The sequence below is a fragment of the Candidatus Kuenenia stuttgartiensis genome, from assembly GCF_900232105.1.
GTDB classification, from domain to species: domain Bacteria; phylum Planctomycetota; class Brocadiia; order Brocadiales; family Brocadiaceae; genus Kuenenia; species Kuenenia stuttgartiensis_A.
The window spans coordinates 994,203-1,017,893 of record NZ_LT934425.1; the positions used below are offsets into that span (position 1 = coordinate 994,203).

A 23,691-nucleotide genomic window follows, 5' to 3' on the forward strand; every position below is an offset into this window, starting at 1 on the left:
TCCTCTTATAATATCTCGTCAATCTCCTGAAAAGATAATATCGTAGGTCTCTTCTTCCTGTTTGGCTTTTCGATATAGTTTACGCTGAAAGTCTCGGACTCTTTCCTCATCGCTCATTTGCGATTTCGGTATTGATAGACTGAGAAACTCCAAGCTTTATCTTTTTTCTTTCCCCAGTAAAAGCGCATTATCATAAAGATATTCGCTTATATAGATTCCCTCAGTTAACAGCTTATCAAGAGAATGCTTTAATTGCAGAATCTTTCCCTGCTTCTTTGCATCTAACAAAATTCCTATGGTGCCGGTGACATTGAGTCCATTCAATTTAGCGACCTTCCTGGCTTTATCCTCGTCTATAATAACAAGGCCGATATCCTTTTCTTGAGCCAGGACGATTACCTCTGCCTCTCCTTCATCAATGATTAACCCAAGTGCTGTCTTTGCTTTAATGTCTAAAACATCCGCCTTCCTGTTTTCCCCCCATTTTTCAATGACAGAAGCCTTTCGTTTCCCTTTCCTCGTTGTCTCTTTAAAAACGGCGTTAGGGATATATATTTCTTCAAAAAGTTCATCCAGCAAAGACAATCTGTCAATAATAGCCAGGGAGATGAGTGGTGTGGAATTGATTACCGCCTTCATCTTAAGGCTTCCCTTGCCTTTTGGATACTGCGTAAGTCCTCTTCCAGTTCTTCCGGTGGGTAGTTATACACAGATATCTTGTTATTGGATAACAATTCCATGAAATCTAATTTGCTCATCTCTGCCAATTCAGCAGCCTTTCCCAAGGATAGTTTACCTATTTCAAAGAACTTGATGGCAGCAAATATTTTCACATCTTTAAGGAACTCTGCCGGCTTTTCATTTAGAGCCAGTAATATATCTTCAGCAACGGACAGTTCCATCTTTTTTACCAACATTTCGGCATCTCCTTATGAAAAATAGAAAAAATAGGTCCAACTCAGCCTCGTCGGGATAAGTATCCTTGAGAACTTCTATCTTATGCAATAACTCCATTGTCAATCCCTCCTTCTGAAAAGTATTTGGGCTCAGACCTTGAATATAGAATACAAAATTCAGCCCGCATCTTTTTAAGTATTCTTTGTAATTATTTTTGCCACTAATGGACTAAGACACAAACGGGTAAATTCCAAATAACAAATCCCAAAAATCAAATAACAGACAACATCCAATTTAGTAATTACTGCACAACAAAGCCTGCCCTCATGGAAATAGTGTACGCAAAGAAAAGCAGATCATAAACATATTTTAGCCGTGAATAAAAGATAGACAGGATCAGCCCTTGTAACTATTTAGCGTAAACATTACACGACTCCCCGCAGGTTCAGGTTTGTAACCCAATGTCATTAAGTTAAGCAACCTGCCAGAAAAGTCCCCCTTAATAAAGGAGGAAAAAGGGGGTTGTTTTTAATAAAATAATTCTTAACACCTTAGTTATTTGAAAAATCCAAGGGGATATAAAAAACAATGTAGCCCCTTTAGGGGCGGTCTGTTTGTAGCGCAATAAAATTCAACAGGTAAATAGCTCCATAGGAGCGGCCTGTATATGCTTGACAGGAAGACAGGCCGCTCCTGACGGAGCTAATATCTGTTATGGTATCCTATCTACTACAAACAGGTTGCTCCTACGGAGCTTATCGGTAATACGTTTTTTTTAAACCAAAGTGTTACAATAATTCTTAACTTAATGACATTGGTTTGTAACCTGAACCTATGAGTTTATGCGTATAATGGGGCCATGTACTGCGGTAAAATTCCAATGCCCAAATCACAAAATCCCTGTTTGGAACCTGGAATTTATTTGTCATTTGTTCTGCTAATAGAAGGCTGAATTGAAAGTATAAAACGTTTGGTTCAGGTTACAAACCTGAACCCGCGAATGTAGTTTCCATTGCCATTACGTTCCCAAACAGATACTTCACTATGTTCAGTACAAGGTTTGAGAACGAGTTGTGCTTCGGTAGTTTAATAGATTACGCTGAATAGTTACCAGCCCTTTATAATTCAAATGCCTAATACGAGAAACAACCCTGACAGGGATTTAAACCCTGTCAGGGTTAATACATTTTCAGGTTAAGGTTAATAAGTTAAAGATAAATAGAGCATATATATTTACACAGAGACAGACATTTTCTCAGTTTTTTCGTCTACAGCACGAATAATCTGTTGGATTGTATCTGCTTCTGCCTCATCAAAGTATACTTCGCCACATTGCGCGCACACCCAGGCAGGAATAGTATCCAACATCAGATGATAGCTTTTACGATCAATGTGGAAAGGTGCAGTTCCCCGCTCCATTTCACCTTGACAATACATACATTTCATTATAGTTTCCTCCTTTTAAAATTCTCTTCCCATTCCTGCTCGCTTAGAAGGTAAGCAGTAATAACGGCCGGATATTCTGTTTTCGGTGAACAGACAACATGTATTGGACGATTGCTTTCTCCCTGACCAGGAATAAGACAACTATGGCCACGAACATCTTCCGGATAATCTTCTACCAGTTCTCCATTTCCGATAGCAAGGCAAACTTCAGCCATGCTTATCATTCTATCAGGACGTGACATTTGTCTCACAGCATGAGGAAGAACTAAAATCCTCTTTTCTGCACTTTGCCTGCAAGACTCAGAATATTCATAAATATATTAAAAGTATTTGGGCTCAGACCTTGAATATAGAAAACAAAATTCAGCCCACATCTTTTTAAGTATTCTTTGTAATTATTTTTGCCACGAAGGGACTAAGACACAAACGGGTAAATTCCAAATAACAAATCCCAAAAATCAAATAACAGACAACATCCAATTTAGTAATTACTGCACAACAAAGCCTGCCTTCATGGAAATAGTGTACGCAAAGAAAAGCAAATTAAAAACATATTTAGCCACAAATTAAATCCGTACGATAACCTTCGGTTCCCTACAGGGCAGGCACGGATAAACACAGATAAAAAAACGAATCCCAATTTCTCCAGGATATATTTAACTTCGGCTACTTTTTTAACGGATTAAAAACCCTGGCGCCAATATACTCTGCAACCTTGCAAAGGTTTTCATCCGCAGAGACAAAAAGCCAGGCACTTTCAGAAACCAAACTAAAACATCCGAGATGTAATGCGTCCAATGTTCTAAGCCCATGTTCCTTGCCGTGTCTTTTTAACAAGTCTTCTGCCTCTTGAACAATTGCATGACTTAAGGGTTCGATGTTGAAACGAGTGAGTTCTGCTTCAAATCCGTCAATTGCTTCAGCTAACGACTTTTCATTTATTTCTTTACCTCTAAACCTTCTATGTAAAACACTGATAAACTCTAGTGTTGCCAATTCCAAAATCCAGGGTTCGTTCTCTTGCGAATTTAACAGGTCGGTAATCGCTTCCGTGCCCTCTTCATTATGGAAGAATTTTGCAAGCGCCGAGGTATCAAAGAATAGAATCATATCCTATCTTCTCTCTGTAATTTTATATCCTCACTCAACGACCCTTTACATTGCTTTAAAGCCTTCCTAACCCTCAGATAGGCTGGTTCCCCCTCTCGGCTCTCACGTTTTCTATCCCTCGCTTTCAAGGAAAGTATCATTTCATACACTGTTATCAATTCAGAAGGGCTCAATGTTTCAAGTTCTTTTATTGTCTGTTCTTTTATTTTCATTTAAATACCTCCCAACAAATAATGGTATTGCCGTGTTCATGGCATGGGGTCATGGGGTCAAGTCTTGTTTCTTGATTCTGCCGAAAAAGTCGTCTGCCAAAGAGGATGCCAGGAATTTTCTATCCAGAATGCCCCACAATCGACTTTCTCCGTTCTATGTAATGGTATCAAACCTTCATTATTTAATTATCATCCTCTTCAATTTCTGGCTAATTATTTTTGCCACGAAGGCACTAAGACACAAATAGCATTCTTACCACAGATACAGGCAAATACCAAATCTCAAACAACAAATTTCAAATAATATACAAAATCCAATTTTAATAATACAAGTTTTATTATTTTGACTTGCCAAAGTTATTTTTACTCAATATCTTTTATCAGTGCTTATTTGTATATCTGTAGCTACATAATTGTTACTCTTTTATGCTCTTTTTACCTTATCAGAATGATTCGTATGATTCTTAATTAAATTTCTCGTATCAACGATAAGCTTTGAATTTTTTAGAATGAAATCAGGGTCGTAATCAGCATGCTCTGTTGCGATAACAACCGCATCATATTTAGCAAGCGTCTCGGCATGTAAAGGGACTGAACTATTATTAAAGGAATATTTCCTCATTTTCGGGAGAACCGGTATATACGGGTCGTTGTAGTCAACATGGGCGTCTTTCTCCCCAAGAAGCTCCATGATCTTCAGCGAGGGAGATTCACGGGTATCGTCTATATCTTTTTTATATGAAAGCCCCAGTATTAAAATCTTTGCGCCCTTAATGCTTTTCCCTTTCTCATTAAGCGCCTCAACAGTCTTTTGAACCACATAATAAGGCATGTTGGTATTTATTTCCCCTGCAAGCTCTATAAACCGGGTGGAAAACTCGTATTCCCGCGCCTTCCAGGTCAAATAAAAGGGATCGATAGGTATGCAATGTCCACCAAGACCCGGGCCGGGATAAAATGCCTGAAATCCAAAGGGTTTTGTCTTCGCCGCCTCTATGACCTCCCACACATCAATCCCCATCCTGTCAAAAAGCATCTTCAGTTCGTTCACCATCGCAATATTCACTGATCTATAGATATTCTCAAGTAGTTTTGTGGCCTCCGCAACTCTTGTTGAAGAAACCGGGACGGTCTTTACCACTACCGAATCATAAAGGGCTTGTGCAACGGTAAGACAATTATTCGTATAACCGCCAACCACTTTCGGGATGGTCCTTGTTGAAAAACCCTTATTATTCGGGTCTTCCCGCTCCGGTGAAAACGCCAGATAAAAGTCCTCGCCAGCTTTTAACCCTGACTCCTCAAGCATGGGTCTCATGTCCTCATCCGTAGTCCCTGGATACGTAGTAGATTCAAGGACAATAAGCTGACCCTTGCGAAGATTTCTGGCAATGGTCTTTGTTGTGTTAAAGACATATGACATATCAGGCTCACGGTATTTGTTCAGAGGCGTCGGAACACATATGATGATGCAGTCCATAGCTGACAACATCGAAAAATCCGTGGTGGGAGTGAAACGCGATCCGGCGTCCGTGATACGTGAACTATCAATATGTTTTATGTAGCTTTTGCCCTGGCTCAATAATGTTACTTTTTCTTGATCAATGTCGAAGCCGGTAACCTGAAACCCAGCCTTACAGAATTCAATGACCAGCGGCAATCCAACATAGCCGAGGCCGATGATACCAATATGCGACTTCTTTGATTTAATTTTTTCGATTAGTTCCATAGTTGTTTTGTTTTAGCCTCGCGATTACAAAAGATATATTTTTAACCCGTGAATTTTGCCACGAAGACACTTAGACACAAAGGGGTTTTGCCACAGATGGAGACCCCGTACGATATAACCTTTGGTTCCATACAGGGCGGGCAAGGATAAATACAAATAAAAAATAACATTTTAGCTTTTTGAAAAATTCACAGGATAGAAAAAATACCATGTAGCCCCGGCAGGGGCGGTCTGTTTGTAGCACAATAAAATTCAATAGAATAAATAGCTCCGTAGGAGCGGCATGTCCGTATTCAGGCAGACCTGTTTATATGGATTTACAAAAGACAGATCACTCCTAATTGCAGAGACAGGTTTCAAACCTGTCTCTACGATCTGTTATAATATCCTATTTTACCACAAACAGGCTGCTCCTACGGAGCTTATTAGTACATTTTTCAAAAAACTAAAGTGTTACGATAAAAAATAACTCACAAATCCCAAATAATTTCTCTATGGATCATATGCATTCACTTACATACCTGCCAGCAGGCAGGCCGCGCCTGCTGATTTAATTTACAGGGACTTCGTCCCTCTCAGTTACATGAATAACTTCTGTAACCAGTTAACGAATACAGCATAAACCTGGCAGTCAGAGATCAGAGGTCAGCAGTCGGTAGTCGGCAATTTGCCGGGCGCCGAGTGCTACGGCATCTTAGAAAATTCCAGGGATCTATGCCATACGCAGCCAAAAAGAGTTTAACCACAAAGGGATTGGCCAGGCCTTTGGCTGAAACCAAATTCGAAATACTAATATCGAAATACGAAACAAATTCAAATGACAAAAAACATAACACTTTAGTTTTTTGAAAAATTCCAACAGTAACGATGTTTGCCGCATAGTGTAGGGGCGAAGCATTTGCTGTAATTGCCATAAATGCGTTCATACTCAAATGAGCAAATGCTTCGCCCCTACTTTTTCAAAAAAGTAGAGTATTACTGGCACATCGTTTCGTTAAAATGTATACGTAAAAAAATGTCATTGCGAGGAGTAGAGCGACGAAGCAACCTCTTGTTCCCAAAAAACTTAAGATTGCTTCGCTGTCGCCCGCAATGACGGTATCAATGTAGATATTTTAATGAAACGCTATACTAGATTTTCACCGTCATACCTGCCTACAGGCTGTCTTCAGTCGGCGGGCCGCGGTCTGTAATTTGTAATTTGCGGGAGTATTCCCGATTTTTTGTAAAAATGCCATTAGCAGGGGGGTGTGGAAGAATAGTGACTCAAGCTTCCAGCTTGAGGGTAAAATAACGCAAGCAGTCATCATGTTGCATTAGCAACACTCAGAAACGATGAAAATGGTTTTATAGCCATATCGTGTTGTAGTATCTGTGTTTAAACTATTTTTTGTAGTCTTACTTCCGAGTTGGAAACATCTGGCATTTCTGTTTCTGTACCAGTTCACCTTAGTATATGGCCATCCAAAAGGTATCAGCTTGTCATTACAGTGGGTCTCCGCTTGTCTCCGCTTGTCATTGCGAGGGTCTTTTCCGAAGCAATCAATATACTACGAGATATTTCGTGACATAAGAAACGCCATATCGCGGGAGAAGCAAATTAAGGGTGGCTCAAGGGCTAAAAAAATAGAATTAGTTAATGGGATGAATGCAGGATGGAAGGATCTCTTTGACGGTTTATGAGGTTGCTTCGGAAAAGACCCTCGCAATGACAAGCTGATGCCCTTGTAATGACAAAATAAGTCATCAGCATCAGTCAACAGTCATCATGTTGCATTAGCAACACCCAGGAACTATGAAAATGGGTTTATAACCATATAGTGTTGTAGTATCTGTACTTAAACTATTTTTTGTAGTCTTATTTTCGAGCCAGGATGCTTGTGGTACAGTGTACAATTAGTTAACCAAAAGTCGGGAATGCTCCTGTTCAAACTATGTCCCCCGCTGGCGGGGGTGCAGGGGGTGGACCGGATTTCTCCATCGATTCAACTACCCCTTTATTATGAAAACAAATTTGCCCCTCTTTCCCACGCAGACAGACTGGGCAAAATGAACTTTGCTGTCTCAAAAGCGGGAACAACTCCCGGCATTATGCCTGTTTTCAACCATATTTAGTACTATTTTCCCATTAAAGTGGGGAATGCCTGTCGTAAAATAGGATAAAATTGCCCATTTGACCAGGCCTGAGAGCTTGGGAATGAGAAGAAAAACTTATGGCTATTCATGTTATAAACCTCCAGGATTTCCTCCGCAGACAATTCCACCCCCTTAATCCCCCGCCAGCGGGGGACAGGCTTACCACATCCCTTGCAGGCTTTCATGCCCTTGTGGGGTTGATACTATGGAGCAAATTAAGGTGCATTCCCGGTTTTTTGTGACTTCTGCCATGTTTTAATGAAACGTACAGTAGTATTAACCCCTGGCAGCGTTGTTTTGCCCCAATCACACAAACGGTTACAAAAAATCGGGTATGCTCTTCGCCTCTCTGTTGTGTCAACACTTTATTTACGCGTAGCAGTTTACAGACGCATGCAATGCGTCTCTACAAAAATATTGAAATTCCTATACGTAAATTCAGCGCCTAAACCCTGTCCTTACTCCTTACTTATAATCATCTATAATAATACGCGCCGGTTTCTGTATAATTCATGATGGTGCCAAGAAGTTTTGTTTTTGTTTCTTTTATAATAGCTGTTGCCTGATCAACCTCATCAACGGTGACATGCCCTGATTTGGCCACCAGGATCACACCATCTGCCAATGGCAGTAATGGAGTAACACTGCCCGTTGCGTTTAACAAGGGCGGTGTATCCACAAGCACCACGTCATACCGTTGTTTCAACAGGTTCAGGAATTTTTCAAAAAGCTGAAAATAGGTCCTTCCTTCCGGAAAAATCTCCCCGGTTCCAAATCGCAGGAGTGAGATATTTGAGCCATTTAACGTTGTCACGTTCGATAATATCTCACGTTCCAATAATCTGCTTCCCCCCAAACGCCCCAAACGGTTGATCACCGGAGTAAAGTCCTCCTGGAAAAATACCCTTTTATCTTCGTACGTTTCTATACTTCCCGGTTTGAATGAATACGTTCCCTCTTTCCAACTGAATAGTTTCTGGAGATGTTCTTCTATCTGCAATTTGATAGGACCTTTTAATTGTTCCTGATTTATATAGCCCGCATTGATGAGGATATATCCCAACGGCAATTTCGTGCGCTGGTTTCGTTCCATGGCGTCTTTCAACTGGGTCTCATTGATAAAACCCCCTCGCAGGAGCATCGTTCCCAATCTGTTGGTAAATGGAGTGTCCTCATTGTCAATATGAAAAAGGTTGCCATTTTCAAAGATGGTGGTAATCTTTTGTAATTCGTTGGAAACAGTCAGCTCTCCGCTCAATTTTTTTAATGAAATAATGGAAAAAAGATCGTCCACACTGCAATTGCACAAAGAACCATCCTGTATTTGCCATGACCGGATTTTTTCCATTGCATTTGACATTCCGGCATTTTCATTATCTTTTAATCCAAACAAATTGCTTAAACTCGTGTTGTACACGTCCGCATCCACCATTATCACGCGTAACCCACCCTTTGCCATACTTACTGCCAATTTTGTAATAACCGTGGTCTTACCCTCCCCCGGCGTGGCGCTTCCTACCATCATGGCCTGCCCGCTCATTCCTGTCTGCATAAAAGGCAACCGGTTGATAATACAATCGGAATTGGTGTGATAATAATAACCGCCTTTCTGATTCTTCTGCCCCGGAGATTTTCCGTTGCCGGATAAAGCCAGCACCCCCTCTTTCTTTAATGATTTCATATACGGTATCGTGCCGAGAACCGGCATACTCGTACACTGGACAATTTCTTCCTGAGTTTTGACCGTGTTGTCCATATATTCACGGAAAAATACAAGGCCTGTTCCAAATGTTAAGCCTACCACGACCGATAGAAGGACGTTTAATTTCTTTCTTGGTTTTGATGGAAATAGAGGAGCTTCCGCTTTATCAACAACACGGATTGTGTCCTTCTTCATGTTTCCTGTTAAATTAATCTCCTTTGCCTGATTAATCAGGATATCGTAAATCGCCTGATCACTCATTGCCTCCAGATGTAAAATATCGTAATTTATTGCTCCTCCCGCCTTGACCAAAGACATTTGTTCCTGGATATCCTGCATTTTTGGGTTTGTACTTTCAAAGGCGATGATACTGTCCAGTTCTCTCTTAATTGACGAACAGACCTTCTTCACCTCTTCAATGATTTCCTGCTCAAGCCCCTTTATGCTTGCATTTGCTTCTATCATCCTGGGATGATTTGGCCCGTACTTTTTAGTGTTTGCCAATACCGATTCTTTAAGGCTGCACAGTTGTTTGTAAAGTTCATCAATAACTTTATTTTCTTTTATTTCGGGAAACAAGAATATACTTTCATCGTCAAAAGAAAAGGATCGAAGTTTTTCATATTTATATTGAAATGCCGCCTTCTGCGAATCACCTACTTTAAACTTCTGCCCTTGAATCTGTGATTTCAGCCAATCGAGCGCCTGCTGTGATGACATACGTTGTATCTGGCTACTCCTCTCTATAAAAGCATGGGCGTGGGCATTGGCTACGCGTGCGGATGTTTCCGGGGATTTGTTTGAAAAGCTGATATTTACCAGATGTGTTTCACGAATGGGTTCTATCTGAAGATTTTTTAAATACCAGTCGATCATTTCAGATGTCACCTCTGCGTCTGACAAAGGCAAGGAACTTTCGGTATCGTTCTCATCGGGAGCTGTCTCTGGTGAACCTGTTTTCTCAGGCGCATCACGATAAAATACTTCACTGAGTTCGTTCTCCTGAATAACTTGTTTCGCAAGACTCCTGCTGGCAAGTAGTTTGTATTGTGTCTGGTAGTACTCCTTATCCGTGGCGTCTATCCGCATAACATCAGCCATTTCTTCCATAAAAGACTTTTTGTTATCGATGATAATCTGTGTTGTCGCTTTGTAGACAGGCGTTACAGTAAACGACAGATAGGTAACGACGGAAACCACTGCAGTGAAGAAAATTACCAATATCCATATATGTTTTCTTATGATGTTAAGATAATCCGTAAGATGAACCTCGCGATTAAGCGGTTTCCTACCAAATGTATTGTTAAATTCGTTATTTTGGTTCAAGGCTTTGCTCTCCTTATAAAAGATACGTATAGTTTCTTATCAGTAATTTTTTTGGCAACACTTTAGTCTTTTGAAAAAGTAGGGGCGAAGCATTTGCTCGTTTGGGTATGAACGCATTTATGACAATTTACAGCAAATGCTTCGCCCCTAAACTACGACTATTGGAATTTTTCAAAAAACTAAAGTGTTGCCTCCTTTGTATTTTTTGGCAAAATATTTAATGGTTAAATCCGAAATACTAAATACAAATCCCCCCCCTGCACCCTCGCCAGCGGGGGACATTCTCCCCCTTTGTAGGGGGCAAGGGGGAGGATTTTAGAATATGTTTCATATTTTCATGCTTCGCGCTTGCTTGGTGGGAGCATTCCTGATTTTTTGTAACAGTTTAGATTTTTGGAAAAACAAAAATGCTCGTTCCCAAGCTCCGGCTTGGGAACGTAATTGCGTTGGAAGCTCTAGCTTCCATTTAGCCGGCAAGCGAAGCTTCATGTATTATTCGATTCAAAAGAGGTTTCCAAATATCTTGGGTAACATACTGAAAAGCCTCCAAGCTGACATCCTGGGTTCATTCCCTTTTCCATTCGAAGCTGGAGCTTCTCAAACAATCCCGTTCCCAAGCCGGAGCTTGGGAACGAGCGGTTTTTTTACCCACCCATTATTCCCCTCTTGGGAAGGGAATAATGAGTGGGTTGACGGCATAATGAAAAACCTTGAAACACTTTAGTCTTTTTCAAAAAACTAACGTGTTACAAAAATTCACACTTCAAGCCGATTTTTAAAAATACCTTACAGGCACTCTGATAATATCGTTTGGCTTTACCAGTGCATCAAGTTTTGCTTTATACTCCTCTTCTTTTCCATCTTTCGTCCTCACTACGATTACGCGGCGAGGAGATGCTTTTTCCGTTACCCCACCCGCCTGCGCAATTGCCTGGCGGACGGTCATACTGTTTTTCCAGTAGTATTCACCGGGGGTTGTTACTTCCCCAACCACATACACTTTTTTACTCCGATACTTTTTTACCCTTATCGTTACTTGCGGAGAGACAAAATATCCTCCCTCCAATAATTTCTTCTCCATAAGTATTTCCAGATCAAAGACTGACAGGCCGTCGGCATCCACCTTGCCAATTAAGGGAAAGGTAAAGGCTCCGTTTTGTGATACTTCAACCATTCTGTCCATGTCTTCGTTGTCCCACACACGGATATCAAGGATATCTTCAGGCCCGACCACATATTCATTATTTGAAATGTTGTCGGCTGAGAAGGCAAAGGATGTCGTGCACAGTAATCCTATAAAAATGCATATTATTTGTAATGTAGTTTTCGACTGTTTTTTTCTCATATCAGGCTCCTTTCTTTTAAGTAAATAGTTGTTATTAGTCATTATTCATTATTCATTGGTACCTTATCAGTAATTTCTTTGCTTTTTTGGGCAAAATATTTAATTGTCCAGTCGGCAGTCGGCAAATTGCAGATTGAGGACTGAGGACTGAGGACTGAGGACTGTTTTCTTTCTTGCTTGTCTGGTTCTGGCTATGCCAGCTTATATTATTCAACCGTTACGCTCTTTGCCAGGTTTCTTGGTTTATCCACATTGCACCCTCGCATAACTGCCATGTGGTATGCCAGTAATTGAAGGGGGATGACAGAAAGCAAAGGGGTTAGTACTGCCGGTGCATCCGGGATATACACTACGTGATCCGCTTTCCCCTGTATCTGCTCGTCGCCTTCTGTCGCGATAGCAATGACCCTCCCTTTTCTTGACTTTACCTCTTCGATATTGTTGAGTATTTTCCCATATGTGGCGTCCTTTGTAGCAATAACTATTACCGGCATGTTTTCGTCTATTAACGCAATAGGCCCGTGTTTCATCTCCGCTGCCGGATATCCCTGCGCGTGAATATATGATATCTCCTTCAGCTTTAAAGCGCCTTCAAGCGCTACGGGATAGTTGAACCCACGCCCCAGATACAACGCATGATTTTTATCTTTGTAGGCATCCGCCATCTCACGGATTTCCTCTTCTCTATCAAGGATCTTTTGAATCTTGCCTGGAATGGAATTAATTGCAGTTATCATTTCCGGAACTTTTGGGTCCGTCTTGTGCCTTAACAATAGTATATGGAGGGCAAACAAATAGAAGGCGGCTACCTGAGCAGTAAATGCCTTTGTAGAGGCAACTCCGATTTCAGGGCCTATGTGTAGATATATGCCGGCATCGGCCTCTCTGGCAATGCTACTCCCGACGACATTACAAATAGCAAGTACTTTTGCACCTTTATTTTTTGCCTCCCTCATAGCCGCCAGGGTATCGGCGGTTTCTCCCGACTGGCTTATTGCCATTACCAGTGTATCTTTTTCGATTATAGGATTGCGATATCTGAATTCAGAGGCATATTCAACTTCAACCGGTATTCGTGCAAGCTCTTCCAGCATGTATTCTCCTACCAGACCTGCATGCCATGATGTGCCGCAGGCAATGACCACAATGCGTTTAACTGCAAGAAGGTCTTTTTCACAATGGGAAAGTCCGCCCAGTTTTATAGGGGCTTTGCCACCATCTACCCTTCCCCTCATAAGATTTTGAAGCGCCTGCGGTTGTTCGTGAATCTCCTTCAGCATAAAGTGTTGGAAACCGGATTTTTCAATCATATCCATGTTCCAGAGCACTTCTTCGATCTTTTTCAACGACGTGATGTTTTCGATGGTCTTTGTCTCGTAGTTATCAGGGGTGATAATCGCAACCTCAAGATCGTCCAGATAGATAACATTTCTCGTATGTTCCAGCGTAGCCGAGACGTCCGACGTGATGAAATATTCATTATCGCCGATTCCAATAATCAATGGAGAACCTTTTCTCGCAGCCACTATTTTCCCCGGATCCTTCGTGGATATAACGGCAATGCCGTACGTTCCCTCAATCATCTTGACGGCGCTCATTACGGCTTCTTCCAGGTTGTTGGTTAGATTTTCTTCAATTAAATGCGCCAGCACTTCTGTATCTGTCTGACTTTTAAATATGTGCCCTCTTTTTTCTAAATAAGAGGTTAAATAGTCGTAATTTTCAATAATGCCATTGTGCACAACAGCAATTTCACAACGGCAATCCATGTGTGGGTGCGCGTTTTCAACCGTAGGCGCACCATGGGTTGCCCATCTGGTATGGACAATACCCATATTTGCAATGATAGGATTCGTATTCAGTTTATGTTCAAGTTCGACAACCTCTCCTATGGCCTTCTCGTATCGCAATGTGCCGTTTTCAATACATGCGATACCGGAAGAATCGTATCCGCGATATTCGAGTCGTTTAATGCCATCCAAAAGCACCTTTCCGGCTTCTTTGTTTCCAATATATCCTACAATTCCACACATATATGGTTATTCCTTTCGCTTAATAACTATTTTCTATCTATTAAAGACTCTTACTTGCCGGAACTGTTTTTTGTGGAACCGGCAATAGTTGAAATATATCAACATTGCATTTCAAATTCGCCTGTTCAGATTTTACTACGGGTTTTTTGTATACTTTTTTTGTTTTTTTTGTTTTGTCCATGTTGGTACTTATTAAGGCAAAACTTATTTATAAACGATTAAGTTTTTAACAGAAAGGTCTTCCAGAAAACATAACACATCAAAACACGCAGCATTTGCATCCACCTGATACTCATTACATAGTTTTTCCGCTATTTCTCTGACCGTAAATACGCCATTACACATATTCCATATTTCAGCCCCTACATCATTCAGTTGATGAAGCCATTGGCCATCCTCAGAAAAAAGGACAGTATCACCACCTACCTTCCTCCAAAAGCACTTATTTTCGTTTCGGCAAGGAACCTTATTTTTATTGTCCAAAATGATGCGCATGTGTTTCGCCATAAGCCTTATTATCAACAAACTATTCTAACGGATTACCTCGTTTGTGAATACTGCGTGGTATCCGTTGTGCCGGCATATTCCAATTGAAAGATTTTGTTCCGGGCGTATTTAATATTCCTATACTTAATTTCATACACCGCAGTACAATCCACTATACTGCTTATTATTCTTAATTTTTCCGAGAAAAGGTTTTTATTATCAATACCGTTTAAATCACATGGATAGATATTGTTCATAAGGGCAACTGCAACCTCCTTGCCGCTTAATTTTTTAAATGAATTATTTGCATCCGTACCTAATAAAATAACTGCCTCTAACGGTGCAATCTTACTATTTTGTTTTGTAATCTCTGTTTTCACGGGAAACTGAGAAATGTAATATGAGCCTTTTTCTTCCGTAGCTACGATTAATTCATCCGAAAGGATTTCCGCCTCGTGAGTAAACAGGCTTGATATAATCGTTTTATTATCGCCGGATTTCTCTACAAGAAGAAATCCTCTTCCATCCGTCACTACGCCTGCCGCAGGGATGAAAAAATCATTTGCACCCTTTCCGTTGTGTATGCCTTTCTTAAAAAATCCCTCATAAATGCAACGACACATATACTCCACAACAGATAGCTTCCCGGCAGTGGGGATAAATACCCTTTTTTCCGCTTCAGAGGAATTTATACAATAATATTTTTCCTGCTTATAATTTATTTCTTCCCCATCATTATACAATCTGTTGCTCTCCTGATATCCGAATATAAACCGGCAGTCATTTTGACCATTCATTTCAGAGAAATGGAAATATTTTTGCGCTTCTTCCTCGAGTTCTTTGTTCAAAAATGAAAAGGCTAAACACATTTTCCCAATGTTCAATGTTAATCCGCCATTATTCCCGACAGGCCTTTGGTATCCACGCCGTTCAAGAGGCAATACATATTTTTTCAGCATGTCCCTGACTTTTTCATAATGATCCATTGCGGAAAGATTCTTCAGGAGTGTTTCAAACTCACTGAGTATTTTATTTATTTCGTGCAAAGAGAACATCCCGCTATTCTTCGCAAAAAATACCTTCTCATGCCTGCTTGCGGTTGTGCCTTCTTCTGCGGTAAGTATTTCTTCGTAAAGCTTTTCACCAGGCCTCAAACCGGTAATCTTTATGTCTATGTCCTGATAGGGTTTCAAGCCATGGATCTTTATTAAGTCTTCCGCTAACGCCAAAAGCTTTACAGGTTCTCCCATGTCCAGGACAAGGATATCTCCGCCTTTCCCTAAAATTGCCGCCTGAAGAACCAGTGACACCGCCTCCGGAATCGTCATGAAATATCTTTCGACATCTTTATGGGTCACAGTAAGGGGCCCTTCCTCCTTTAGCTGCTGCAAAAACAACGGTAAAACACTCCCGCGGCTGCCTAAGACATTTCCAAATCGCACCGATAAAAACTCTGTATTTGACATCCCTTCAAACGCCCTGCAAATATGTTCCGCCATCCTCTTTGTCGCGCCCATAATACTAGTCGGCCTAACCGCTTTATCCGTAGAGATTAAAACAAACTTTTCCACCTTATTCTCCATCGACACCTTTGCTACTTTGTACGTCCCAAACATATTCACTTTGACCGCTTCTTTGGAGTTATATTCCATCATAGGCACATGTTTGTAAGCAGCGGCATGGAAGACAATCTGCGGTTTCATATGTTTAAAAACACTGGTAACGGACTCTTCGTCCCTTATATCGCCGGCAATAAATAATACTTTTTGCAACATTTGCGAATTGACGCGCTGGTTATGAAGCAGATGCGGAAATCGTTTTTCCAAATGAAGTTTCAAAGAATGTAATTCTGTTTCATCTGTATCGAAAAGTATTACTTTTTCGGGATGAAAGGAACAAACCTGCACAGCTATTTCAGAACCGATAGAGCCGCCGGCGCCGGTAATAAGAACAACCTTGTTATGTATAAACCGTTCTATCCCTTTATGGTCAATCTCTACCGCCTGCCTGCCTAAAAGATCTTCAATACTGATATTTTCAAGATTGTGAATATTTATTGCAGGTTCACAGTTATCGTATATGCGTGGAATAATCTTTATCTCCACGTCATACCTGTTTGCGATATTGTATAATCTCCTCAATGATTTGTAGTTTAATGATGGAATGGCAACAACCATTGCCTTGACCCTCTTTTCTTTTATAATATCTTCCAATATGTCGGTTTTGCCAAACACCGGAATACCGTGTATGCTTTTTCCCACTTTGCCAACATCGTCATCAAGCAATCCAACGGGGCAATAATCTTTATAACCCCCTTCTTTCAGATCCCTGAGGACCATGCTTCCTGTGTTCCCGGCGCCGATGATAATGGTTCTCTTCCCATGCTTTGCGTTGATTCTTCCGTAAATGTATTTTGAAAATACTCTTTTTGAAATTCTTAATCCGCAAAATAATGTGAGAGAAATCAGGCATTCAATAAAAATGATACTTCGAGGAAAACCCTGAACTGGAAATAAAGAATAAAGGCCGGAAATATTTATAATGTTATTTGATATATATGGATTCCAGATTATCGCCCCAAGAACAGTTAATGCTACAAACTGTGATAATGTGATATAGATGAAATCAGGGATGCTTACATATTGCCATGTGATTTTATATATTTTAAAAAGAGCAAGCATGCCCATTTTGACAAGCAAAAACAGGGGCAATGCCCTCAAAATCATCCATCTATATTGCGGGGAAATCTCAAAATCAAAGCGAAAAAGAAAGGATACAAAAAGGGAAAATGCAATGATAACTACATCACACGCACAAAAGAACATCGTACGCTTAAAATAGGTGGGATAGAATAATTTATTTATAGCTCTTCCTGCTGTCACCAATGTGAGATTTCCTTTTTAAGTTTTAAGTAGACTCTTTTTATTATGATTGAGCAGATTTTTAAAACATAACCCAGACAATCCGGAGACACCGCCTACTTTTGGTCTCACAACACTTTTTGAAAATATCCTTAAAAACAAAAAACCGTAACACTTTAGTTTTTTGAAAAAGTAGTGGCGATACATTTGCCCGTCTGGGTATGAACGCATTTATGACAATTTACAGCAAATGCTTAGCCACTACTTTGCAATTATTAGAATTTTTCAAAAAAACTAATCTTAAAGAAAAACCCATACCACATATCATATTAAAAATAATAACTCTGTAAATACCCTATTTGGGGTATATACAAATGGGTGTCTTCTTTTGAGTTAATGGATAGCGTGCGCGTGCGCCTGCACTTATGCAGATTTATTCGTATGCAATAATGAAGTAACCGGGTATTTTGAATTAGAACGAAATCGGTTTGAACATCGAAAAATAGAGGGACACTTCCCGTATTTCAAAAATTACTGTGGGAAGTGTCCTTTCTTAAAGAAAAATCCATATCACATATCATATTAAAAATAATAACTCTGTAAATACCCTATTTGGGGTATATACAAATGGGTGTCTTCTTTTGGGTTAATGGATAGTGTGCGCCTGCGCTTCTGCAGATTTATTCGTATGCAATAATGACGTAGCCGGGGGGAGCATTCCCGATTTTTTGTAACCGCTCATGAGGTCAGGACTAAACAACCCTGACAGGGTTTCAAACCCTGTCAGGGTTAATGCTCTGCAACGTTTCACCGAAACCAGCGGAAGTCGCAAAAAATCAGGAATGCCCTCCATCTACTATACCTTACGAGTTCACAAGTTAGGCCTTTGGCGACTTTTTCGTTGATGTAGAGCGAAGTGCCACTTCGCTCGAACGAAGCAATCGCTTCGTTCTACAACTTTGAAAAATTCCTGAACGGCAAGCAAGATGCTTGTGATACAATGTGATAAAATTTACAAAAAATCGGGAATGCTCCTGTTGTTCAAACTATGTCCCCCGCTGGCGGGGGTGCAGGGGGTGGACTAGCGTGAGTTTATCACAAAATAAGGCATGAAGCAACGTAACATAAATACAGTCAATGCGTTAAGCACAACATCAATTGTATACACTGAGTCCTTGAAGTTTCAGCCGATGTTTGTGGAAATCCATAATGCCTAACGCATTCATCAACAGAGATTCCTTGTCGGACATTTCTTCCAATTTGTAGGTAGCCTTAACTCTCCCTCTGGCCTTTGTTTCTTCAAGCATAGCAGAAAGCCTTATATTATTAAGGGTGTCTAACAGGGTATCTAACGTTCCACTAAATTGTGCGTGCGCTTTTGCCTGATACCACACAATCGCCGCCATTAGGTATCCGAGGACGCAAATAAAAAAATGCACCCTGATTTTCTGATCCGTCCAGTGAAATTGCGGTTTTAAAGCAAGGTGATAGGGGTTCTTGAGATTTCTAAAGGCATGTTCAATTTTTGATTGCCCATAGTAGGCTTTTATAATGTCCGCGGTATCCCAATCGTGATGGTCTGTCATAAGAATCCTGAACCCCAGTTCCCCTTCTATTTCTTCGAGCTTTTTCTGGTCGATTGAAAAATTCAATTGAAACTTGCCTTCAGATACCTCTTTTAACGACCAATCGATAACATCCTTCGCAAATTGACATTTCACTACACTTCTTATCGTATCCTCCAGACCCTCTTTGTCCCGCATCTTTCCCTTTGGATTACACAGATGCTGCTGTAAGAGCTTTAACTGATGTTCTGCCTTTTCCAGAGACTGAGACATTCCCCTTAATTGCCCAACCTTTAATTTCTCGGAAATAAATACGACAACGGTTCTTTCCTGCCCCCAAATAACCCGTTTGTCATGGTACACCTGTATCTTACTGCCGTCAACGTCATATTCCCTGAAATTACACATGGCATCCCCTACCAACTGCTTGTGATGATACGGTGTAAGCGCTCCAACGTAATGCAATGCCAATCTCTCTACAATAGCCATATTGTCCATGGAATTGTTTCCACGATCAAAAACAATAGTGTGCTTTTTGCTGTCGAAACCTAATCCGGTCATCCTGTCTTTTATCGTCTCAAGAACCGCGCTGAACACCTTTGCATCCGCCATGTTCCCCTGATAGGTATGGTGAAACAACGGTATCATGTCGTTACGTGTAACGACCATCGCCAACCCGACCTGCCTGAGATCGTATCGCTTTTGTTTGTTTTTCCCCCGCCGGGCAATAGTGCATCGCAGATTAGTTGTGTCGATATACGTGAAAAAATTGGTTGTATCAAAAAACAGTGTGTCGCTTTGAAGGTTGTATGTTTTAAATGTCTTTTCAATTAATTCGCGCTCGATTTCTGCAATGGATTCTTCAGGAAGTGCATCCATCAAATCCCAGAAATGCTGACTGTCTATTTTACTCAAGCTGTGTCTGAGTAAGTATTCGGCAGTAGTCGTCTTTGCCCAATCCCACCATCCTCTTTTGCTGGTAGGCACACACACTCTCCCCACGGCACCCAACAAGAGGGTACTTCCGGCGGTCAGATTATTTCGAACAGGTTTTTTAGCACAATACTGCCGTGGCGACTTTATATATTTATTAATCACGGAAGGGACGTCCAGGGCATTGGCCACACTTAGCAATGCGGCTACCGCGCCATGTGAATAAGATTTGAGCCGTAATTTTTCGGTAAGACCTTGCAGTTGTTTTAATAAATCGTCTGCCTTGCCAAGATAGGCCAGGACGATGGGCCTGGGCTTGCCGTTAACGCGCCGCGATTCGACAATATACCAATATTTATAACCTCTGGAGTTTTTAGATTGAATGGTAGCCATGGCTATTAGTTGTTAGTGTATACGTAATAGATTAATACTCCGTGTATAATAGTATATACAGGCATATAATGCAATATAAATATAGTATTATTCAGTGTATACATAATTTTTTAGACAAAAAAAGTCGCAACCCGATACAAATCATTGGATTGCAACTTGATGTCTTTGTCTTACACCTTATTTCGTGATAAACTCACGCTAGATTTCTCCATCGATTCAACTACCCCTTTATTATGAAAACAAATTTAACCCTCTTTCTCACGCTTCGCAGACTGGTCAAATGGACGATTTTATCCTGTTTCGTGACATGCATTCCCGCAGAGCGCAGGAATGAGAAGAAAAACTTATGGCTATTCATGTTATAAACCTCCCAGATTTCCTCCGCAGACAATTCCACCCCCTTAATCCCCCGCCAGCGGGGGACAGGCTTGCCACATCCCTTGCAGCGTTGTTTTGCCCCAATCACACAAACGGTTACAAAAAATCGGGAATGCTCCCGATTGTAGCAAGGCTAATAGCAGGGTATTTTGAATTAGATCGAAATCTGTTTGAACACCGAAAAATAGAGGGACACTTCCCATATTTCAAAAATTAATGTGGGAAGTATCCTTCTATTACATTCGTTCAGAAAACCCTTGGATTTTTCCCAGGCGATGGCATATAATCCACTTCTCAATTTAGCAATTCGCCAGAGGAGAGACAAAACATATGCTTGATATACATTTCATAAGAAATAATGTGAACGCAGTGAAAGAGGCAATTGCCAATAAACAGGAAATTGCCGTAAACATTGATGCTATTTTAGAAATAGACGCCCAACGCAGGAAAAAGATTCAGATCTGCGAACAGTTGAAAAATCAACGGAATGAAAAGTCAAGGGCGGTGAGTGAACTAAAAAAGAACGGACAAGACGCTTCCGCTATCATTGAGGAAACAAAAAAGATTGGCGATGATATAAAATCCATTGATGGGGAATTACGGGATATGGAATCCCAACTTAACGACCTGTTGCTTGGAATCCCCAACATACCGGCAGCGGATGTACCTGTTGGCAAAGACGCCTCTGGCAACGAAATAGTGAGACACTGGGGAGAGCGGAAAACATTTCATTTTACGCCGCAGCCGCACTGGGAGCTGGGAAAGACGCTGGATATTCTCGACCTTGAACGGGCAGCTAAAATTACCGGTTCCGGTTTTATTTTATTAAAGGGTGCTGGCGCAAAACTTGAGCGGGCGCTCTTTAATTTTATGCTGGATATACATACCCGTGACCACGGATATACAGAAATCTTTCCCCCCTTTCTCGTAAACAGGAAGTCCATGACGGGCACCGGGCAATTGCCGAAACTGGAAGACGACATGTATCGGACATTACAAATGTACACCGCGCATGCGTCTGAAAAAAAAGCCGTTGCTGAAGATCTCTTTCTTGTTCCAACTGCGGAAGTGCCCGTAACCAACATTCACAGGGACGAAATCCTTCTGTATAAAAACCTCCCCATTTATTATACCGCGTATACTCCCTGTTTTCGGAGGGAGGCAGGTTCTTATGGAAAGGACACTCGGGGCATCATGCGGGTGCATCAATTCAATAAGGTGGAATTGGTAAAACTGGTGCGGCCCGAAACCTCGTATGGTGAATTGGAAACACTGCTCGCTAATGCGGAAAAGATACTGCAATTGCTTGGACTGGAATACAGGGTGGTGAAATTGTGTACGGGGGATATGAGCTTTGCCGCCGCTAAGTGTTATGATATTGAAGTCTGGGCGCCAGGAGTAGATAAGTATCTTGAAGTTTCTTCCTGCAGCAATTTTGAAGACTTTCAGGCACGGCGCATTAACTTGCGTTTTCGCAACGAAGACGGGAAGCTACAATATGTACATACTTTAAACGGTTCCGGATTAGCGTTGCCGAGGACGGTAATAGCAATCCTTGAAACGTATCAGCAGGAAGACGGTTCAATCCTGATTCCGGACGTCCTTCAGCCCTATATGAAAGAAACCAGGATCATTGCAAATCAATCGTAACGCGGTATAACCTCGTGAGGTTCACGGTTGAAAACCTGTGAATTCCAAACCTAATAAGCGCTAAGTTGTTTTTTATATTTTTTACGCGGAGTCCAATAGGCTAAAAAATATTCGTTATTCTTTAGCATCTATTCGCGTTTATTAGCGTTCATTGGCGGTTCCTTTATTAACCGCAAATAGCCGCTAATAAACGCGAATATGGAGATTTTATTACACGGATAAATTAATCCGTAATTTTAACTTAGCGTTTATGCCCCGGAGCCCAGAACCCTTCATAGCTTTATTTCAAGGAATAGCTCTTTCCAAACATTTCTATCCCAATCCATCTTCCCTCAGAAGCAACCAATAACCGTCCCTTACCGGTAATAAGCAAGAACAATACGAGTAAAGGAAATACTACCGGAAAGGCAATTATCAGGACAGAAAGTGTCACAAAAATTACAGGCACAGAGGTAACAAGGATTACCGCCAGTATAGGGAAGATCAACATAAATACGATGATAAGGATTCCAAACGCAAACATTAAAGCAGGAGGCAGGACAAAGATGGAGATTAATCCCCAAAATACCTTTCCGAACTTGCCGGAGATTTGTTTATCACGCAAAATAACCCCGTTTTTTAAATCTTCCCGGGGCAAAAATGGAATTTCGGGGAGGTCTTCAATGCCTGTTTCTTCCAGCGTAACTTCTTCTGAAGTTGTGCTTCCTGCAACAGGAACGGCAAGGGTGTAGTCTGATTCTTCCACACCCTCACTTTTCATTACCGAAAGGTCAGCGTTTTCTTCTTTCTGCATAACCTCTGCTTCAGATGGTTCTTCAATGCCTGTTTCCTTCAGTGCAACTTCTTCTGGGGTTGCGCTTCCCGCAACAGGATCGGTAAGGGTAGGGTTGTCTTCTTCAATGCCTTCCCTTTGGATTTCAGAACCGGCAGTGTCTTTTTCTGTTTCTTTTTTCTTTCTTTTCCAAATTGCCATAGTACTGTAACCTTATTATTTTATTAAGTATTTTCGTGTAAACCCGCTATTGCTTGTGCTGCGATCGCTTCCCCGCGGCCAATTGCATCTACACCTTCCATTGTTGTTGCCTTTATGTTTACCCTGTTTGTATTTAAATGTAACAATTGTGCTATATACTGTCTCATTTCCTGTTTTCTCAAGCCTATTTTTGGTTTTTGCGCTAGTATGATGACGTCTATATTATTGATTTTAAAATTGCCTTCTTTTAAAAGATCAACAACTTTTAAAAGAATAACCGAACTGGAAACATCTTTCCATTTTTCGTCGGTATCGGGGAAGTGTTCTCCAATATCGCCAAGAGCTGCAGCCCCTAACAATGCGTCACAGATAGCATGAATAACCACATCCGCATCGGAATGACCCAGTAAGCCGAGATGGTAATCAAACGAAACCCCACCTAAAATAAGCTTCCGGTTTTCGACTAGACGATGAATATCATATCCAATCCCAAAGAGCATACAAAATAGTTCCCCA

The 23,691-nt window shown here is 41.0% G+C and carries 22 protein-coding genes; 6 read left to right on the forward strand and 16 right to left on the reverse strand.

From position 1 onward, the window contains the following. Positions 1 to 156 precede the first annotated feature (156 nt). From KSMBR1_RS04605 to KSMBR1_RS04635, 7 genes are all read right to left on the reverse strand, one after another. Positions 157 to 639 carry a PIN domain-containing protein gene (locus KSMBR1_RS04605; RefSeq protein ID WP_099324269.1) on the reverse strand — a complete coding sequence of 161 codons (483 nt, stop codon included), beginning with the start codon at positions 637 to 639 and terminating at the stop codon, positions 157 to 159. Then, on the reverse strand, positions 636 to 917 hold the full coding sequence (locus KSMBR1_RS04610; RefSeq protein WP_099324270.1) for a UPF0175 family protein: 282 nt from the start codon (positions 915 to 917) through the stop codon (positions 636 to 638). Before KSMBR1_RS04610 ends, KSMBR1_RS04605 begins: the two co-directional genes overlap by 4 nt. Before the next feature lie 1,213 nt (positions 918 to 2,130). Further along, on the reverse strand, positions 2,131 to 2,343 hold the full coding sequence (locus KSMBR1_RS04615; RefSeq protein ID WP_099324271.1) for a type II toxin-antitoxin system MqsA family antitoxin: 213 nt from the start codon (positions 2,341 to 2,343) through the stop codon (positions 2,131 to 2,133). Continuing rightward, positions 2,343 to 2,594, reverse strand: a complete 252-nt coding sequence (locus KSMBR1_RS04620) for a DUF4258 domain-containing protein (protein WP_261341085.1) — start codon at positions 2,592 to 2,594, stop codon at positions 2,343 to 2,345. The genes KSMBR1_RS04615 and KSMBR1_RS04620 overlap by 1 nt, the downstream gene beginning before the upstream one ends. 415 nt (positions 2,595 to 3,009) lie before the next feature. Further along, positions 3,010 to 3,453: a type II toxin-antitoxin system VapC family toxin gene (locus KSMBR1_RS04625; protein ID WP_099324273.1), complete on the reverse strand. Its 444-nt coding sequence runs from the start codon at positions 3,451 to 3,453 to the stop codon at positions 3,010 to 3,012. After that, positions 3,450 to 3,665, reverse strand: a complete 216-nt coding sequence (locus KSMBR1_RS04630) for a hypothetical protein (protein WP_099324274.1) — start codon at positions 3,663 to 3,665, stop codon at positions 3,450 to 3,452. The genes KSMBR1_RS04625 and KSMBR1_RS04630 overlap by 4 nt, the downstream gene beginning before the upstream one ends. A 424-nt stretch (positions 3,666 to 4,089) precedes the next feature. Continuing rightward, positions 4,090 to 5,394, reverse strand: a complete 1,305-nt coding sequence (locus tag KSMBR1_RS04635; protein WP_099324275.1) for a nucleotide sugar dehydrogenase — start codon at positions 5,392 to 5,394, stop codon at positions 4,090 to 4,092. 1,479 nt (positions 5,395 to 6,873) lie between these two features. On the opposite strand from KSMBR1_RS04635, the gene KSMBR1_RS22325 reads away from it, so the two are divergent. The 3 genes from KSMBR1_RS22325 (at position 6,874) to KSMBR1_RS20795 (ending at position 7,772) form a co-directional block, all read left to right on the forward strand. After that, positions 6,874 to 7,077, forward strand: coding sequence for a GIY-YIG nuclease family protein (locus KSMBR1_RS22325; protein ID WP_211436095.1), 204 nt, complete (start codon positions 6,874 to 6,876; stop codon positions 7,075 to 7,077). A 234-nt stretch (positions 7,078 to 7,311) separates the two neighbouring features. Further along, positions 7,312 to 7,509 carry a hypothetical protein gene (locus KSMBR1_RS04645; protein ID WP_099324276.1) on the forward strand — a complete coding sequence of 66 codons (198 nt, stop codon included), beginning with the start codon at positions 7,312 to 7,314 and terminating at the stop codon, positions 7,507 to 7,509. Positions 7,510 to 7,607: 98 nt separating this feature from the next. After that, positions 7,608 to 7,772, forward strand: coding sequence for a hypothetical protein (locus tag KSMBR1_RS20795; protein WP_157820388.1), 165 nt, complete (start codon positions 7,608 to 7,610; stop codon positions 7,770 to 7,772). Between the two features lie 233 nt (positions 7,773 to 8,005). Here the strand turns inward: KSMBR1_RS20795 and KSMBR1_RS04650 are convergent, their stop codons facing one another. Next, positions 8,006 to 10,558: an exopolysaccharide transport family protein gene (locus tag KSMBR1_RS04650; protein ID WP_099324277.1), complete on the reverse strand. Its 2,553-nt coding sequence runs from the start codon at positions 10,556 to 10,558 to the stop codon at positions 8,006 to 8,008. A gap of 322 nt (positions 10,559 to 10,880) precedes the next feature. Here KSMBR1_RS04650 and KSMBR1_RS04655 point away from each other — a divergent pair, with 322 nt between their 5' ends. Beyond that, positions 10,881 to 11,282 carry a hypothetical protein gene (locus KSMBR1_RS04655; RefSeq protein WP_099324278.1) on the forward strand — a complete coding sequence of 134 codons (402 nt, stop codon included), beginning with the start codon at positions 10,881 to 10,883 and terminating at the stop codon, positions 11,280 to 11,282. A gap of 51 nt (positions 11,283 to 11,333) precedes the next feature. Here the strand turns inward: KSMBR1_RS04655 and KSMBR1_RS04660 are convergent, their stop codons facing one another. The 6 genes from KSMBR1_RS04660 to KSMBR1_RS04685 all read right to left on the reverse strand — a co-directional run bounded on the left by KSMBR1_RS04660 (position 11,334) and on the right by KSMBR1_RS04685 (position 20,174). Then, on the reverse strand, positions 11,334 to 11,903 hold the full coding sequence (locus KSMBR1_RS04660; protein WP_169703435.1) for a polysaccharide biosynthesis/export family protein: 570 nt from the start codon (positions 11,901 to 11,903) through the stop codon (positions 11,334 to 11,336). Positions 11,904 to 12,109: 206 nt separating this feature from the next. Then, positions 12,110 to 13,936 (reverse strand): glutamine--fructose-6-phosphate transaminase (isomerizing), encoded by a 1,827-nt coding sequence (gene glmS / locus KSMBR1_RS04665; protein WP_099324280.1) that lies wholly within the window; start codon positions 13,934 to 13,936, stop codon positions 12,110 to 12,112. A gap of 204 nt (positions 13,937 to 14,140) precedes the next feature. Next, a complete protein-coding gene (locus KSMBR1_RS04670; RefSeq protein WP_157820389.1) occupies positions 14,141 to 14,431 on the reverse strand; it encodes a PqqD family protein in 291 nt (96 codons plus the stop codon). Between the two features lie 44 nt (positions 14,432 to 14,475). After that, the gene (locus tag KSMBR1_RS04675) at positions 14,476 to 17,304 is read right to left on the reverse strand and encodes a polysaccharide biosynthesis protein (protein WP_197705343.1); all 2,829 of its coding nucleotides are present in this window, start codon (positions 17,302 to 17,304) and stop codon (positions 14,476 to 14,478) included. A gap of 625 nt (positions 17,305 to 17,929) precedes the next feature. Next, complete coding sequence (locus tag KSMBR1_RS04680) at positions 17,930 to 18,115, reverse strand: hypothetical protein (protein WP_157820390.1); 186 nt, start codon at positions 18,113 to 18,115, stop codon at positions 17,930 to 17,932. 322 nt (positions 18,116 to 18,437) lie between these two features. After that, a complete protein-coding gene (locus KSMBR1_RS04685) occupies positions 18,438 to 20,174 on the reverse strand; it encodes an IS1634 family transposase (protein ID WP_099323573.1) in 1,737 nt (578 codons plus the stop codon). Between the two features lie 346 nt (positions 20,175 to 20,520). Here KSMBR1_RS04685 and KSMBR1_RS04690 point away from each other — a divergent pair, with 346 nt between their 5' ends. Then, a complete protein-coding gene (locus KSMBR1_RS04690; RefSeq protein WP_099324283.1) occupies positions 20,521 to 20,769 on the forward strand; it encodes a hypothetical protein in 249 nt (82 codons plus the stop codon). Positions 20,770 to 20,882: 113 nt separating this feature from the next. Beyond that, the gene (gene serS, locus KSMBR1_RS04695; RefSeq protein ID WP_099324284.1) at positions 20,883 to 22,202 is read left to right on the forward strand and encodes a serine--tRNA ligase; all 1,320 of its coding nucleotides are present in this window, start codon (positions 20,883 to 20,885) and stop codon (positions 22,200 to 22,202) included. Positions 22,203 to 22,482: 280 nt separating this feature from the next. Here serS and KSMBR1_RS04700 read toward each other — a convergent pair whose 3' ends face one another. Further along, a complete protein-coding gene (locus KSMBR1_RS04700; RefSeq protein ID WP_099324285.1) occupies positions 22,483 to 23,175 on the reverse strand; it encodes a hypothetical protein in 693 nt (230 codons plus the stop codon). 23 nt (positions 23,176 to 23,198) lie between these two features. Beyond that, a complete protein-coding gene (gene ispF / locus KSMBR1_RS04705; RefSeq protein ID WP_099324286.1) occupies positions 23,199 to 23,675 on the reverse strand; it encodes a 2-C-methyl-D-erythritol 2,4-cyclodiphosphate synthase in 477 nt (158 codons plus the stop codon). Positions 23,676 to 23,691 lie beyond the last annotated feature (16 nt).